We start from the raw sequence: 15,336 nt of genomic DNA, 5'->3' as shown, positions 1-15,336 counted from the left end.
TCCGTCAATCATGGGCCGCGCCTTTACGTCGCATCTTTTTGTCCTCATCCGGCACCTGGGAGAGATCCTGATCGAACACCAGGCGATGCTGGCCACTAAGGCAGGTGAATTTCTTGCCGCGCATCCGTCCGATCAGGGTTAACCCCACCTGTCGGGCGATATCTACGCCCCAAGCGGTAAACCCCGACCGACTGATCAGCGTTGGAATGCCCATCAGCGCGGTCTTGATCACCATTTCGGAGGTCAGCCGGCCCGTGGTGTAGAGGACTTTATCGGCTGCCGAGATAGTGTTCAGGTGCATCCAGCCCGCTATTTTGTCGACTGCGTTGTGACGCCCGACATCCTCCATGTAGGCCAGTACCTGCTGGCCCTGACACAGAGCGGTGCCATGAATGGCGCCGGTTTCCATATACAGGCTGGGGGTGTGGTTAATCTGATAGGAGAGGTCGTAGAAGGTGCTGGTGTGCACCGGGGTGTCCGGTAGTAACAAGCCATCAAGGCCGGCCATCATGTCTCCGAACACCGTCCCCACCGCACAGCCCGAAGTACGGGTTTTCTTTTTCAGTTTTTCCTCGACATCCGTGACACTGGCAGTGCGAACGACAGCCACTTCCAGCTCTTCGTCAAAATCAATGCCGGTAACCTGGTCGCTCTCATGAAGCATACCCTGATTCAAAAGGAATCCGAGCGCCAGGTATTCCGGGTAGTCGCCGATGGTCATTGCTGTGACGATTTCCTGGCTGTTCAGGTAGATGGTCAGTGGGCGCTCTTCGATGACACTGATCGATTTCGGTTGCCCGGTTTCATCAATGCCCTCAACAGTGCGGGATAGCCGAGGATCGGTCGGATTGGGAAGAAGAGGTTCTATCGTCATTGTTGTTGTAGCCCGCGTGGGAAATTACTCAATAAAGAAACTGCGCTTTTGGATATGTGCTCCGAAATACGCTTCAGCACTTTAATCGTATCTGTTCTGGCTAGTTAGCGTTCGGGAAAAACAGCTGTTTTCCGTCCACCTTATAGGAAACAATGGTGGCTTGTCCGGTCTCGGACAGCAACCACCGCGCGAAGATCTCCGCTCCCTCCCGATTAACGCTGGGACACTTCTCGGCACTCACGGGAATGACACCGTATTGGTTAAATAAGGTCGGGTCTCCCTCAAAAGCAATGACCGCATCCTGCTTGTTGGCAAAGGTGATCCAGGTGGCTCTGTCGGTCAGCACGTAGGCACTGAGGCCCACGCCGGTATTCAGGGTGGCGCCCATGCCGCTGCCGGTTTCAAGGTACCATTGGCCAGACCCTTCGACAGGGTCAATGCCGGCCTCTTGCCATAAGGCCCGTTCCTTTTTGTGAGTCCCTGAATCATCGCCGCGTGATGCAAATTTGGCACCGGCTTGTTCAATTCGCTGCAGTGCGTCGATGACGTCGCTCGCTCCGGCCACATCGGCCGGATCGGTGTCGGGCCCGATGATGACAAAGTCGTTGTACATCAGGTCCTGACGGTATTCGCCATAACCGTCGGCGACAAACTTTTCTTCGGCTTCCTTGGCGTGCACCAGCAGGACGTCGCCATCACAACGTCGAGCGTTCTTGATCGCCTGCCCGGTACCTACGGCCACGACGTTAACCTGAATGCCTGTGTCCTTTTTTATCATAGGAAGCAGGTAATCGTAGAAACCACTGTTTTTGGTTGAAGTGGTCGATTGAACAATAATGGTGTCGGCCAGGCTCGGAGTGCTCAGGGCCAATGTTGCGGCAATAAACAGGTTCTTCATGGTTGCCCTCTTAATTAGTGGTCGTCGCCCGGAGCACCCCAAAAGTACGAATGCGCCTAGAACAGCAGTTCACCGGCCAGGTATGCCTGTGCCATCGGGGTTTCGGGGGAGGTAAAGAACTCCTTCGCCGGCCCCTGTTCGGCTACCTGTCCATTGGATATAAATACGACTTCATCGGCCATTCGTCGAGCCTGACCTTGGTCGTGACTGACCAGAATCACCTTCGTTCCATGGGCGCTCTGGGCTTTCAACAGGGATTCAATCAACAGCACGGACGCTGGGTCCAGGCTGGCCGTTGCTTCATCCAGTAGCAGCAGCGCAGGTTTGCTCAGCAGCGCCCGCGCGAGCGACAGTCGTTGCTGTTCCCCTCCCGACAACATACGAGCCGGTTGGTTGACCAGTTCCGCCAAATTCACCGCATCCAGGGCTTGAAGCAAACGTTGGGGGCTGGACTTTGCAATTTCCGGGGCGGCGAAGGCCAGATTCTGCAGTACCGTTCGCCGCAGAAGTACCGGTTGCTGAAACACCATGGCTTGCCAGCTCCGGCTTTCCGGTACTTTTAGCTGACCAAGAGTGATGTGCCCCTGATCCGGCTTAATCAGCCCGTGTAGGCAGCGTAGCAGCAAGCTCTTGCCGGCGCCGTTTGGCCCCATGATCACAGTAATTCCGGGGGTATCAATCATCAGATCCACACCGCCCAGCACCGGGCGATCACCCTTGATAAGACGAAGATCACTGATACGAATCGGTAAGAGCGGATTAGGCATATTGGCGCTTCGCTGCGTATTCGCGGACACCGATCACCAGGGCGTTGACCAGTAAGGAGAGCGTAAGCAGTATTGCACCCAGCGCCAAGGCCAGAGTCAGATTGCCTTTAGAGGTCTCCAGTGCGATGGCGGTGGTCATCACGCGGGTCAGGTGATCAATGTTACCGCCTACGATGATAACGGCACCAACCTCCGCGATGGCGCGTCCGAAACCTGCCAGAATGCAGGTGGTCAGAGCATAGCGCGCATCCACCAGGTAGGCCGCCACCGCCCGCCGTCCGGTGACACCCATGGAGTAAAAGGTATCGCTGTACTCCTGGTGCAGGTGCTCAATCACTTGGTTCGAAAGAGCTGCGATGATCGGGGTAATCAGTACGACCTGGGCAATGATCATGGCCGTGGGTGTGTATAGCAGCCCCATCCAGCCCAGCGGGCCAGACCGCGACAACAGTAGGTAGACCATCAGGCCAACGACCACAGGTGGCATGCCCATCAGGGCATTGAGTAAAAGGATGCAGAATTTCCGTCCCGGGAACTGGGCGATCGCCAGCCAGGTTCCCAGCGGCAAACCGATGATGGCGGAGATGAATAGGGCAACCAGACTGACCCGGACGGACAGCCAGAGAATTTCGAATAAATCTGCGTCCAGCGTGATTATCAGTCGAAAGGCTTCAACCAAAGAGTCCATTTACGAGTGGAGTCCTGAAGTAGTGAATCGGAGATTGAACCTTCTTTGTTCCAGATTCTCAAGGGTTTCGGGCGGATCGAAGCTGAGCGGTGAGGAAACCGCCGGTATTCTCAAGTCATTGAAGTATCGCTTTCCGCTCATCAACAAGATCTGTAGATTCAGTGATTGACCAGAGCAAGGTGCGAAACTTTAAGCAGTAATTCAAGGAGGAATTATGGTTCTCGCTTGGCCGACCAGGGAAAAAATGAAAGACCGAAGAATGTCAGCGTTACTCTTGGCGCTAATGGTATTTCCGGTTTTAGCGTTCGGGCAGGGTATTCGGATAGGCATTGGGCAGGAGTTCGCCAGTGTCATTGCCCCGGACAACGGGCAGCTTAAAGGGGAGCTTTCCGCAGGCTACAACTGTGTGATCAACGGTTCGGGGTATCGCTTCGAATTCGTGGTTTTGCCGCTGGCACGGCTGATCAATGAATTGCGCGCGGGCAACGTAGATGTGGGGCTGCCGCTCGTTCATGATCCTTCCAGGGATGGGTTCGCCACCTTCGGCGACACCGTCTTTGGCTCAAGTTACCTGCGAATATCCTTGCCCGCCAATTCGGCTCAGCCTGATGGGCACGATGTCAGGTATGCCTACATTCGTGGCTTTGCCGGTAAAACCATGCTCAAAGATCTTGAAGGGCCAATCTTTGGGGTTAGTGAATGGGGCCAGGCATTAGAGATGCTGCGCAGGGAAAGGGCTGATTATGTCCTCATCACCGAGAAGACGTTCGGCGCTATGACCGCCGATAGTGATGAGCAGTTTGTTGTCGAGAGCGTGCGTGATCTGGATGTGGCGTTTTATGTCAGCAACACCGCGCCGGAGTTATTGCATGCTATGAACGCCGCGAATGCTCGGTGTCGCCTCTGAAAGAAAATGAGAGGGAGCGGGACATAAATATTTAAGCCTCCGCATGCCGGGCAACCAGCCGTTTCAGATTTTCCATGCGCAGCGGTTTGGTGTAGTAATCATCCATGCCTGCCTCGAGACACTGGATGCGGAAGCTTTCACTGGCATTCGCCGTGACTGCGATAATCGGGGTGTCCAGATTAGCGGAGGCGTTGAGTCGGATTTCCCTGGTTGCCTCAATGCCATCCATGATGGGCATCTGACAGTCCATCAAGATCAGGTCCCAGGGCTCATTTATTGCCGCTTTTACAGCCTCCTCACCGTTCTGGACGCATTTTGAGACCGCGCCCAGCCTTTCCAGCTGTTTGCGAATAATCTTCTGGTTGCAGGCATCGTCCTCCACCACAAGAACTTTCGGCACAGCATTAGCAGGCTGATGGCATTCCACGCTCAGCTCATCAACACCAGATTGGTGAACGTCGCCATAAGGCACCGTGACTTCCAGTGTGGTCCCCTGGTCTGATGACTCCACAACTGTTACGTGCCCGCCAAGGGCACTGACTAATGAACTGGCCAGGGGCAATCCGAGGCCTACGCCGCCATAGCGACGGGTGAGACCGGCTTCGCCCTGTCTGAAGGCCTGGAACACTTTCTCTCTTTGATCATCCCGGATGCCCGGGCCAGTGTCTGAAATCACAATGTGTAAAACAGAGTCGGCTTGGTGCTGGTCCCCTTGAACCAATACCTCGCCGCCCGCGGGTGTGAATTTCACTGCATTATCAATGAGCTGGTACAGCACCTTTTCCAGCATCAGCCCATCCATGGAAATCTTGGTCGGCACCTTTTCACTCATGCGGAACGTCAGAGCAATCGGTTTTGCCATGGCCGCTTCTCTAAATTCATCGCTGAGAAGATCAAACAGGGACTTTGGCTCGAATACCTGAGGAGAAGTGAGCAGGTTGTCGCCCTGGGCATCCACAAAATCCAGAATACCGCCGACTTGACGGGTAACGCGCAGGTTGGCGCGTTCGATCAGACGAAGGGCCTCGATTTGCTCTGTGCTAAAGGGTGCATCCTGAAGCAGATCAAGCTGGCCCTGAATGGTGTGCAAGGGCGTTCGCAGCTCGTGGCTGACTGCATTCAGGAAGTCGTCCTTGATGCGGTTACTGCGTTCAAGGGCTTCGCGGGCTGTTTCGCTAACCTGAATTTGGTGGGCGAGGAGGGTGTCGCGCTCGTCACGGAGGGTTTTTATGCGAGATGCCAAAGCGAGAGAGAAAAGTGCCATTTCCCAAGAAAGCGCTGCCGGGACGAAGTAAGACGCCCAGTTGGTCGGTTCAATCAATGACGCGTATTCAAAACTGGTTAGAACAATAGCTGCAAGGTAAGGAATCCAGCCGACAAGGAAATATCGGGCAGGCCGATAACCTCTTATCGCAAGTGGAATGGCGAGAACCAGTGCGCCGAGATAGACCGTGTAGCCTACGGCCATCCACCCTATCAGCAGGACGGTAAACGTCAGCAAAGGCGCAGAAATGAGCCAGGCAACGCCGAAGGCGGTGAGCCCGTAGGAAAACTTGTGGATGCGGGGATAAGTCCGTTTTGTGTCCAATAGCTTTTGAAAAAGGAGCACATGGAGAATCAATGATGATAAGCCGGCAAAAAAGCCTATTTTCGGGGAGAAGTCTGGTACATCGAGGAAATACACCTGGACGTTCATCAGGAGAGAAGAGTAAGCCAGAGTAGCCAGAGATGCCGCCACATAGATCAGATAGACCCTGTCCCGAACGCTGAAATACAGAAAAAGGTTATAGATCGCCATGATGATGATGATCGCGAGTAGCGCAAATGCTAACGCTGTGTGAAAGGTAAGCTCCTTTACAAGTTCGCGGTCATCGAGCAAGTAAAAAAAGGTGTTGATGTGCATATGTGGCTCGATCCTGATGTGGATCGTATGCTTCCCGGCCTTGGTATCCCGCGTGACCTTATCCAAGGGGATTGCGATGAAATGGTGGGGCAAGGGTCTTTGCTCAGGATGACTCCAGTAAGCCACCGGCTCAGCAGTAGCGGCTTCACCATCCACATAGACTTGTACGTTTTGGGCGTAAGGGTGCAGCAGGAGAAACGGTTTTGAGGTGATTTCAGAGCTCGTCAGCTCGGTTCGCAACCAGATGAATTGCCGCGTGTCCTGGGCTCTGAACGAAGTTTCGCTCATAGGTGTCCAGCCCTGTTTGGACTGAGCCGGACGGGTAGGGTTATCCCAATCGCCTTCAAAAACTTCAATTCGGGACGCCAGATCGAGAAAGCCCGCTGAATTTTCGTTCGCCCATAAATCAGAGGATAGAAGCAGAAGGAGGAAAACCAGTGCTGCTCGGAGTCTCAAGGCGCTCAATCCAATATGGCCCATCTTTCTATCCTGTTTTCTGATCTGTTCGAGCTACGGAAGTTCAAAGCTTCGCGCTGTAATTTGAGTGGGTGTGTCGTTGATGACGATGCTTCGCAGCGTACTCAAGAGTGTGCTGCCTGTATAGCTCCACGCTGCGATAAATTCGTCTGAGAGTCACAAGGGGCAGTTGAACAGCCGAGGACGTTGACCGCGCTACCGATTGTGATTCGGCAGTTGCTTCAAGTTTTGCCTGTGAGATCTACACTTTGCAGAGAATTGGCGAGCTTTTGGGACTGGGCTATCCAAGGCGCAGTCGAAGTGAGAACGGGGCAGGAGAGAAGAGCTGACCTCGCGAGCCTCACGAATCGAGCGAGAATGACGCGGAGACGATTGGTCTGGCGGGCCAATGAGCGCGGGAGTTTCTGGTTTAACGATAAAACAACGGGTACTGGGAATGCGTCATGAGCGTTCCAAAAACTTCTGCAGCGAGCCCGCGAGGCAAAGTCGTGGCCACCCTGGCGCTCGCGCTGCTGGCCTTGGGCGGGAATTACCTCAGTCTGCCACTTTTCTCGCGGCGCTGCTTGCAGTGGGCATCTGGCAATCAATGGTGATTTTTCTGGTATCGAGTGGTTGGCCAAGCCCATAGACGAGTGGCGACTGCTTGAATCCCTGGAAAGGCTGTTCGCCACATCAGAGCACTCCAAAGCGCGTGTGCTGCATGTGGAGGATGATTCGGATGTCCATCAGGTCATTCGTGCAATGGCGGGCGAACGATTTGATTTTATGCAGGAGACCTCCGTGCGTAAGGCACGAGAGCGGGTTGCGCATGAGCGCTTCGACGTAATCATTCTGGATATCGGCCTGCCCGATGGCTCTGGTTGGGTTTTGCTGCCCGAAATACGTGCCCTGCAACCTGAGGCGGGGGTGCTGGTTCTCTCTGGCACCGAATTGACAGCTGATGAGGCCCGCAAGGTCGAGTCGGTGTTGCTCAAATCCCAGATTATTCCTAGCGATTTGTTAAAGGCTCTGGATAAACGAGTCCATGATCGGAATTCGAGGAGCCGCACTAGGAAGGTTTGTTCCAGTTAGTAACATTGACCCTGGCCCCATTTAGGTTCAGCCAGAGCTGCTTGCGCAGTCCAGAAATGAGGGCGTCTTACCAACATCGCTGGGATCTTGATGAACGTCCGAGCACAGAAAGCGTTGGGATGAGGGGCTGGTCAGCGAGGTAACTTGTAAAGCTGAAGGGTGCCTAGCTAATCCGTGGCGATTCACCTCGAAAACTCATAGCATGATCTATGTGCCGAAATTGAGTTAATCGGAGAACTAAATTACAGGCTCCTCTTCAAGCAGTGAGCGGCTCAAAGTTTGCAGATCGACTGGGTGACTGAAATAGAAGCCTTGAAAACAATCGCAGCCCAGTTTGTCAAGAAGCTCGTGCTGCCGAGACGTTTCTACGCCCTCAGCTACGACCCGCATTCCCAGTTTACGAGCCATCGTTATAATAGTCTCAATAATAACCCACTCGTTACCGTTGGTTTGTTCATCTGCCTGCTGGACGAAGGACTTGTCTATTTTGACCTCGTCGAACGGTAGTCTGGAGAGGTAAGCCATAGATGAGTAGCCAGTCCCGAAGTCGTCCATAGCGATTCGGATGCCGTGCGCTTTTAAGGCCTGCATTTTCACCAGTGCATCCTCGAGATCATCCAATACTATCGATTCTGTGACCTCCAGGCATAGTCCGTCTGCCGTCGCCCCCGCCTGCTCCAAAGTTCTCATTACAATTTCAACGAAATCAGGCTGGTGAAATTGTTTTGAGCTAACATTCACAGAGACGTGTAAATCTCGAGTTTTTGGCTCTTGCTGCCAAACCGAGAGCTGGCTGCAAGCGTTTTTCAGAACCCATTGGCCGAGAGGAATTATCAGTCCGTTGTATTCGGCAATAGGGATGAAATTTGCAGGGGAGATAAAGCCCTGTTGCGGGTGCTTCCATCGCAGCAGGGCTTCTAATCCCTCACATCTGCCATTTCGGCCGATTTGTTTTTGATAAGCCAGTGTGAGTTCGTTTCGTTCCATCGCCTGTCTTAGCTCAATTTCAAGCCGGAACCTTTTGGCAAGGATGGACTGAATGTGGGGGTCGTGAAATCGGATGACATTACGGCCGACAGATTTGGCTTCATACATCGCCGTGTCTGCTCTTTTTAACAGCTCCTCTCTGGACTGTTCCGCACCATCGAACAATGCAATGCCGATACTCGTCTCACATTTATACTCGTAGCCATTTAGATCAACAGGCTTGTTAAGGAGGGTTAACAGATTTTGTGCAAGTCGGTTTGCATTTTGGGTTGCGATTTCTTCTGATCCCCCTAGATTGCCAGCGATAATCACAAATTCATCACCGCCAAGCCGTGCAACGGTGTCTGTTTCACGAAAATTGCGACTTAGGATGTCAGCAAGACTTCGGAGCAGCTTGTCTCCAAAAGAGTGTCCTAACGTATCGTTAAGGCTCTTAAAATCATCCAGATCCAGATAGAGCAGGGCGCCATACTGTTGATGTCTGGAGGCAGTTGCGAGAGCGAACCCTAATCGGTCTTCAAATAATCGTCGATTGGGTAAGCCTGTCAGGTCATCGTAAAAAGCCAGTTGGTTGATGCGAGCTTCGGCCTGTTTTTTTTCAGTTACATCAGTGATGAAGCCATTCCACAGGACGCTCCCATCCTCCAAACGTTCTGGGATGGCGTTCCCTTGCAGCCAATGCTCACCTTCGTTCAGGCAGATACGGTATTCATGTTTCCAGACACTCAGGGTTTGAGCCGACTGCTGGATCGACAACGTCAGCTTTTCCAGATCATCACGATGAACAAGCTGAAAGATACGATCAGCGTTATGCTTAACTTCGTCTGCCGTTACACCGTGAACACTCTCGATCGCGTCACTGGCGTAGGGGATATGCATGCGGCCGTCGGGATCCAGCTGGAACTGATAGACCGTGCCCGGCAATCGAGACACCAGCCTCTGGAACCGGTCCTCCATTTGTCGAGCTTGGCGTTCGGATTTCTCGGCCAAGCTGTCCGATGTGAGAATCCGAAAGCGCAGGATAACGGTGATGGTCGAGACAACCAGAATAGAAATGCTCGCAATAACAGCAAGGGCTGCAATGAGCGTTTCATCGATGATGTGACTCGGCTTTGGAGCAATTGCCCCATCCAAGGGCAAAAAGACAGTCGCAGACATGGCAACGTAGTGCAGGCTGGATATGGCAAGTCCCATCAGTGACGCAGTGGCTAGCTTTAATAAGGATGGAAAATTCCGGATATCGAACTTGTACTGCAAAACCATTAACAGGCGCGGAACTGCCAGGGCTAAGCTTGCCATTACCGCAGCGCTGAGGATGGACAGTGCAAAGAGCTCCGGGCGGTAGGCCATTTCTGCGCTTACTAGCATTCCTCCCATGCCAATATAGTGCATTACGCCAATGCCAACCCCCATCAGCGTGCCTCCGCAAACGATAGCGAAGCCACTAGGCTTGATGTTACGAAGTACGCTTAGACCAATGTAACCCGCGAAAATAGCTGGGATAACTGAGATCGACGTCTTCAAAGGCTCAAAATACACGTCCATTGGCAGCTGAAATGCAACCATTCCAACGAAGTGCATAGTCCACACACCGATACCCATCGCTAAAGCGCCGGTTAGATGCCAGCGATGAGCTACAGATTGAGACTTGGTCGCGCGCATCAAATCGACATGGCTAACGCTGGCAAAGGCTGCGAGAATCGCTATGAGTACAGACAGAGCGACCAGTGGTAAAGAGTGGTTGCCGGTGAGAGCAAGCTCTATGGGAGTGCTTTCTTTGGTGAAGTTCAGCTGAAACATCGACTGGTCTTTTCCGTGGGGTTGTCGAAGAACTATGTAGTCGAAAAACTATAAAGTAGCTCTGCCTCTTCGTATTCAGGAAATACGAAAATTTACAGTTTTTTACCCACCTGACATTCTTTCTTCGTGCCAGAGATGTGGCAAACTCTCGGCAGAGCAGGCGCTCTGATGTCGTTTCACTAGATGCCAAATCTACGGGTGTTGGAGGTGAATGCGAAGAGTGTCTAATTCCAGTTTTTGGAATCGGTTCAAGGGCCAGACTTCCTGTTTGAATCACTTGGGCCAACGTGCAAGGGGCCACCGTGGGCACAGACTCACAAAAAAAGCCGGCGTTTTCGCGCAGGCTCTGAACATAATGGCCCGCCCGAGAGGATCCGAGCCTCTGGCCTCTCTTTCTCCAAATTTCGTACTCGTTTTGATTTGCGCAATACGCTCAGTGCGGTCTGGTCCAGACTGGCTACCATCGGACACACTAGCCGGTTGCAGCTGCAGGCACCGCCTGCTTTAGAAAAGATACTGTGCACGGCTGCTGTGGTCCTGGTCGGTACCTAATCAACCGCGTGAATGATATCCTCAGCCTCCTCTTCTAAGTAGCCAAATCAAGCCTGAATACCGACAACCGGCAGGCCACGATCAATCCGGAGCTGGAGCCTTATCCATGAGAGTTTTGATTCGTTATTTTTTCCGTACCCTGCGCCTGGTGCTGACCCCCTTCATGCTGCTGAGCGAAAAGCTCAGCACGCCTAAGAGCGTGACCCGCACCGCTGAAGAGCAGGCCGCCGCCGACGAGGCCAGCAAACAGCTTGCTCTTTACCAGTTCAGCGCCTGCCCGTTCTGCATTAAGGTGCGCAAAGAAATCGCGCGGCTTGGCCTGAACATTGAAACCCGCAATGCCCAGCATGACCCGCAGCATCGTGCGGCGCTGGAGGCCGGTGGTGGCCGCATCAAAGTGCCCTGCCTGAAGATTCAGCAAGAAGATGGCAGTGAACGCTGGCTGTACGAGTCCGGAGAGATCAAGGCATGGCTGCAGGAACGATTCGAGCCGGCCTGATCGAACGCCGCGACGTCAGAGACACAGCGAAACACAAGAGCCCGCACAAAGCGGGCTTTTTTGTGGGATATGGTCGGCCCGAAGTATTTGTTGATTTCTTCACATATTTAACTCAAGAATGTTCAGAACAGGCCGCTAGACTTAGATCAACTGCGAGGTGTCGGGAGGCGTCGAATGAACTTGGCAAATCGGTTTGGATTCCGTGTAAAAGTGGCGCTGCCATTCCTGATTACGGCGTTGGCGTTGATCGTGATTGTGTTTTTTGCAGTCAATACCGTCCGCAACCTTGTATCCGATACCGATCAGGTAGCTGAGGTGTACCTGCCGGCGGTCAGTGAGGTTTTGAATGGCGACCGTGACTTATATCAGGCGCTGGTGGCGCAGAAGGATTACGTCGGCGTTTTTGGTTATGGCGATGAGGCCGAAGGGTATAGGGCCAGCTATGAAGAGAACGCCCAGCAGGCCTATGATCGTTTTAATCAGGCCGTGAGCCGGCTCCAGGGCACAAATGTGTCTGACATTGCTGAGGGCTTTGAATCGGCGTTCAACGACTGGAAGGCTTCGGCGGATAGGGTGTTCGAACAAGCTCGCAACGGCAATGTTTCAGCGGCTCAGGAAATCGCCACTTCAGAAGCCAAAGAGCTCTTTGAGAACCTGCGAAATTATTTCGACGAAGTGGGTGCCCACGCTGACCAGCAAGCTCACGCCCAGGCAAAGTCCACCTCTGAGGAAGGTCAGTCAAGCTCCATCGTCATCATTTCAGTGACAGGGGTCACGCTGCTTTTGAGCACCGGATTTTTCGTGTTTTTCCTCAGGCTGATTATCAGTGCGATAGCCGACATTCGCGGTCAGTTGGATAACATCGCCCAAGGCGAAGGAGATCTCACTCAGCGTGTAGCCGTTGAGCAAGAAGACGACCTGGGGAAGCTGGCGCAGAGTTTCAATCAGGTGCTGGAGAATCTGCAGTCAATGATTGCATCTACACAGAAGCTGACCACCGAGCTTGCAGGTGGGGCAACTGATCTGTCGCGAACCGCCGCTGAAAACAGCGATGGTGTGGCTCGCCAGACCGACTCCATTTCCATGGTGGCAACCGCCATCAACGAAATGCAAAGCGCCATTGGGGAGGTTGCTGGCAATGCCTCCAGGGCTTCCGAACTTACCCGTGACGCTGAGGAAAAAGGTCAGAATGGAGGGCGAATTATTCGTCAGTCTTCCGAGCAGGTCCAGCAACTGTCGGCGCAGATCTCGAAAGCGGTAGAGGTAATCCGTCAGCTGTCTGAGGACTCCAACAACATTACTTCTGTACTCGATGTCATTCGGGGAGTTGCCGAGCAGACCAACCTTCTGGCCTTGAATGCCGCAATTGAAGCGGCCAGGGCGGGGGAGCAGGGACGGGGCTTCGCTGTCGTCGCCGATGAAGTCCGGACTCTGGCTCAGCGCACTCAGACCTCAACCGAAGACATCCAAAAGATGATCACCGCATTGCAAACAGGTGTCTCAGAGATCGTGTCCGTGATGGAAACCGGAAGCGAACAGGCCTCAAAAACTGAAGAGCTGGCCTTGAGCGCTGAAACTGAGATCCAGGCAATCCTCCAGGCGATGATGAACATTGCGGACCTGAACGCCAGTGTGGCATCGGCAACAGAGGAACAGACCCAGGTAGTTGAAGAGATCAATCAGAACATAACGCAGATTAATGATCTGGCCGAAGAAAGTGCGGATCGCTCCAGGGCAATCGATGATATCAGTAACTCGTTGGAGGGGTATGCACGAGAACTTGAGAACCAAACCGGAAAATTCAAGGTTTGAGAATCGATGGACGCGATGTGGCGGAAGCCAATGAAAAAGGCCTGCGTTTTCACGCAGGCCTTTGAAATAATGGCCCGCCCGAGAGGATTCGAACCTCTGACCTCTGCCTCCGGAGGGCAGCGCTCTATCCAGCTGAGCTACGGGCGGAACGAAAGCTAACGGCAGTGCGTTAATTTCGAGTGCGCAATCTTACGTGCGCAGGGAGACTCTGTCCAGCCCCATTCCGACATCTAAACATCACGTTTCAGTTGAGGGCCATAGGCTCCGGGGTCACATTCACCAGGGCCTCGTCATTGCTGACGGAGACCTCCCCATCCTGAATGGTGATCTGAAAGCTCATGCTGCGCTTCGACAGTTTCGCCAATGCCTCCGTAGCCTCTTGAGGCAAATAAACAAGGCTCAGGTTGTTAAACCGGCTCAGCTTGTTGTGATTTTTTTCCCACCACAGCGGCACCGCACGGCCGCCGTAAGCGTACAGAATGACCTGCCGGGCCCGGTTGCAGGCCTTTCGCAGTCGACCTTCCTCGGGCAATCCCAGTTCAATCCACAGTTCGATCTCATCGCTCAGGCTCTTCTGCCACAACTCCGGTTCATCGTCGGTGCTCAGGCCCTTGGTGAATTCCAGATGTTCGCTGGCATTCAGGGCGAATGCCAGCAGCCGGATCATCATCCGCTCGTTGTTTTCGGAAGGGTGTTGGGCAACTGTCAGGTGATGGTCGGCGTAGTAGTGCCGGTCCATGTCGGCGATGTTCAATGTGGCTTTGTGGATAGTTGCTTTGAGCGCCATAGAGGGTCCGAATTGGTGTCTTGCTATGAGTATGCGCTAGTGTAGTGCAATTCCGCCCTGATAAGCATGACGACCTTTCAATGTTGCGTGGTTTCCTGATTCTGGTTCTGTTTTTCCTGCTCGGCGAAGCGCTGCGGCTGGTGTTCGTGTTGCCGATCAGTGGCGGCGTGCTGGGCATGATCCTCATAACCCTGACCCTAATGCTGCAGGGCCGGGTCAGCAACGAGCTGGCTAGCGCCAGTCAGGGCCTGATCTCGGTGCTGGTGTTGCTCATCATGCCTGGGGTGGTCGGTGCGTTTTTTACCGTCAGCCAGTTTCAGGGTCAGTGGTTGGCGGTGGCGGTGGCGCTGCTGCTCGGTACCGCGCTGAGCGTACTGACCACTCTGTTCCTAATGCGAGCACTGGTGAGGGCGAGCGAGCGGAGTAGGACGGATGACTGAGCTGCTGCCCCGGGTGCTTGCCTTGCCTGAAACTCTGGCGGCCACGCCGATACTGGCGATCGGCCTGACCCTGAGTGCTTTTTTTATCGGCAACTGGCTGTTTCGCCGCCTGGGCCGGCCACTGTGGCTGCCTCCGGTAGTGCTGGCGGCGGTGGTGCTGGCCGCTACCATTGCCTTGCTGGGGCTCGATTATGCCCGCTATCAGCACAGTGCCCAGTGGCTGATGCTGTTGCTGGGGCCGGCGACGGTTGCTCTCGGCATTCCCCTGTATCAACAGATGCACCACGTTCGGGCGCTGTGGCGCCCGATTGTCTGCACCTTGCCGGTAGCGGCCACTTTGGCGTCCGTCTACGCGCTGGTAATTGCATGGGCCTTGGGTGCGACTCCGGACGTGCTGGCCTCGCTCGCGCCCAAATCCGTCACCGCCCCGATTGCCATTGGTATAACCGAGCAACTCAGGGGCTCCGTACCCCTGATGATGGGTGGGCTGCTGGTCACCGGCGTGCTCGCCACCTTGTTTGTTGACCTGCTGGCGGGGCCCCTGGGAATAGAAGACGAACGCATCCTCGGCTTTGCCCTCGGCCTGAACGGCCACGCCATTGGCACTGCCCGGGCCTTCGACATCAGTCACAAGGCCGGCGCTTTCGCTTCGCTTGGGATGGGGCTGACTGGAGTCTTCACCGCGTTGATGCTCCCGTTAATCTGGGCCTAGGTTAACCTGGCTATGTGAAATCGCAGCAGCCTGGCAGGTGGCTAGTTAACTTCCTCATTATTGCCCTGCATCAAGCTATCAAGAAAAGCTCTCCAGTAAAGCGGTAGGCTTCCGTTGAAACTGATGGAACCAACTTTGCCTATTGGCTATTGTTTAATACAT

The 15,336-nt window shown here is 53.9% G+C and carries 14 protein-coding genes and 1 tRNA gene; 7 read left to right on the top strand and 8 right to left on the bottom strand.

Translation table 11 applies throughout. From position 1 onward, the window contains the following. Nucleotides 1-4 precede the first annotated feature (4 nt). The 4 genes from FGO67_RS00840 to FGO67_RS00825 form a co-directional block, all read right to left on the bottom strand. The gene (locus tag FGO67_RS00840) at nt 5-874 is read right to left on the bottom strand and encodes a formate dehydrogenase accessory sulfurtransferase FdhD (protein ID WP_203298852.1); all 870 of its coding nucleotides are present in this window, start codon (nt 872-874) and stop codon (nt 5-7) included. A gap of 100 nt (nt 875-974) precedes the next feature. Continuing rightward, nucleotides 975-1,772 carry an ABC transporter substrate-binding protein gene (locus FGO67_RS00835; protein WP_203298851.1) on the bottom strand — a complete coding sequence of 266 codons (798 nt, stop codon included), beginning with the start codon at nt 1,770-1,772 and terminating at the stop codon, nt 975-977. A gap of 56 nt (nt 1,773-1,828) precedes the next feature. Next, nucleotides 1,829-2,539: an ATP-binding cassette domain-containing protein gene (locus FGO67_RS00830; RefSeq protein WP_203298850.1), complete on the bottom strand. Its 711-nt coding sequence runs from the start codon at nt 2,537-2,539 to the stop codon at nt 1,829-1,831. Further along, nucleotides 2,532-3,227 carry an ABC transporter permease gene (locus tag FGO67_RS00825; RefSeq protein WP_203298849.1) on the bottom strand — a complete coding sequence of 232 codons (696 nt, stop codon included), beginning with the start codon at nt 3,225-3,227 and terminating at the stop codon, nt 2,532-2,534. Before FGO67_RS00825 ends, FGO67_RS00830 begins: the two co-directional genes overlap by 8 nt. Nucleotides 3,228-3,441: 214 nt before the next feature. Between FGO67_RS00825 and FGO67_RS00820 the strand changes: the two genes are divergently transcribed. Then, the gene (locus FGO67_RS00820; RefSeq protein ID WP_203298848.1) at nt 3,442-4,134 is read left to right on the top strand and encodes a type 2 periplasmic-binding domain-containing protein; all 693 of its coding nucleotides are present in this window, start codon (nt 3,442-3,444) and stop codon (nt 4,132-4,134) included. Between the two features lie 31 nt (nt 4,135-4,165). Here FGO67_RS00820 and FGO67_RS00815 read toward each other — a convergent pair whose 3' ends face one another. Then, nucleotides 4,166-6,517, bottom strand: a complete 2,352-nt coding sequence (locus FGO67_RS00815; RefSeq protein WP_203298847.1) for a 7TM diverse intracellular signaling domain-containing protein — start codon at nt 6,515-6,517, stop codon at nt 4,166-4,168. 440 nt (nt 6,518-6,957) lie between these two features. Between FGO67_RS00815 and FGO67_RS00810 the strand changes: the two genes are divergently transcribed. Together FGO67_RS00810 and FGO67_RS00805 are read left to right on the top strand one after the other, a co-directional pair. Beyond that, on the top strand, nt 6,958-7,107 hold the full coding sequence (locus tag FGO67_RS00810) for a hypothetical protein (protein ID WP_203298846.1): 150 nt from the start codon (nt 6,958-6,960) through the stop codon (nt 7,105-7,107). A 19-nt stretch (nt 7,108-7,126) separates the two neighbouring features. Further along, nucleotides 7,127-7,585 carry a response regulator gene (locus FGO67_RS00805; protein ID WP_238942121.1) on the top strand — a complete coding sequence of 153 codons (459 nt, stop codon included), beginning with the start codon at nt 7,127-7,129 and terminating at the stop codon, nt 7,583-7,585. Between the two features lie 237 nt (nt 7,586-7,822). On the opposite strand, the gene FGO67_RS00800 is transcribed toward FGO67_RS00805, so the two are convergent. Beyond that, entirely contained in the window at nt 7,823-10,372 is a 2,550-nt protein-coding gene (locus tag FGO67_RS00800) for an EAL domain-containing protein (protein WP_203298845.1), read from the bottom strand. A 658-nt stretch (nt 10,373-11,030) separates the two neighbouring features. On the opposite strand from FGO67_RS00800, the gene FGO67_RS00795 reads away from it, so the two are divergent. Beyond that, the gene (locus FGO67_RS00795; protein ID WP_203298844.1) at nt 11,031-11,423 is read left to right on the top strand and encodes a glutaredoxin family protein; all 393 of its coding nucleotides are present in this window, start codon (nt 11,031-11,033) and stop codon (nt 11,421-11,423) included. A gap of 174 nt (nt 11,424-11,597) precedes the next feature. Beyond that, nucleotides 11,598-13,235, top strand: coding sequence for a methyl-accepting chemotaxis protein (locus FGO67_RS00790; protein ID WP_203298843.1), 1,638 nt, complete (start codon nt 11,598-11,600; stop codon nt 13,233-13,235). Nucleotides 13,236-13,305: 70 nt separating this feature from the next. Here FGO67_RS00790 and FGO67_RS00785 read toward each other — a convergent pair. Further along, a tRNA-Arg gene (locus FGO67_RS00785) sits at nt 13,306-13,382 on the bottom strand. Between the two features lie 97 nt (nt 13,383-13,479). Continuing rightward, nucleotides 13,480-14,022 (bottom strand): YaeQ family protein, encoded by a 543-nt coding sequence (locus FGO67_RS00780; protein WP_203298842.1) that lies wholly within the window; start codon nt 14,020-14,022, stop codon nt 13,480-13,482. A gap of 80 nt (nt 14,023-14,102) precedes the next feature. On the opposite strand from FGO67_RS00780, the gene FGO67_RS00775 reads away from it, so the two are divergent. Continuing rightward, nucleotides 14,103-14,462, top strand: a complete 360-nt coding sequence (locus tag FGO67_RS00775; protein ID WP_203298841.1) for a CidA/LrgA family protein — start codon at nt 14,103-14,105, stop codon at nt 14,460-14,462. Then, nucleotides 14,455-15,174 carry an LrgB family protein gene (locus FGO67_RS00770; RefSeq protein WP_203298840.1) on the top strand — a complete coding sequence of 240 codons (720 nt, stop codon included), beginning with the start codon at nt 14,455-14,457 and terminating at the stop codon, nt 15,172-15,174. Before FGO67_RS00775 ends, FGO67_RS00770 begins: the two co-directional genes overlap by 8 nt. Nucleotides 15,175-15,336: the final 162 nt, after the last annotated feature.

Origin of the sequence: Marinobacter sediminum, from assembly GCF_016820575.1 — a bacterium.
Taxonomy (GTDB): domain Bacteria; phylum Pseudomonadota; class Gammaproteobacteria; order Pseudomonadales; family Oleiphilaceae; genus Marinobacter; species Marinobacter sediminum.
The sequence above is the reverse complement of the archived record's forward strand: the minus strand, read 5'-3'. Positions and strand labels throughout refer to the sequence as shown.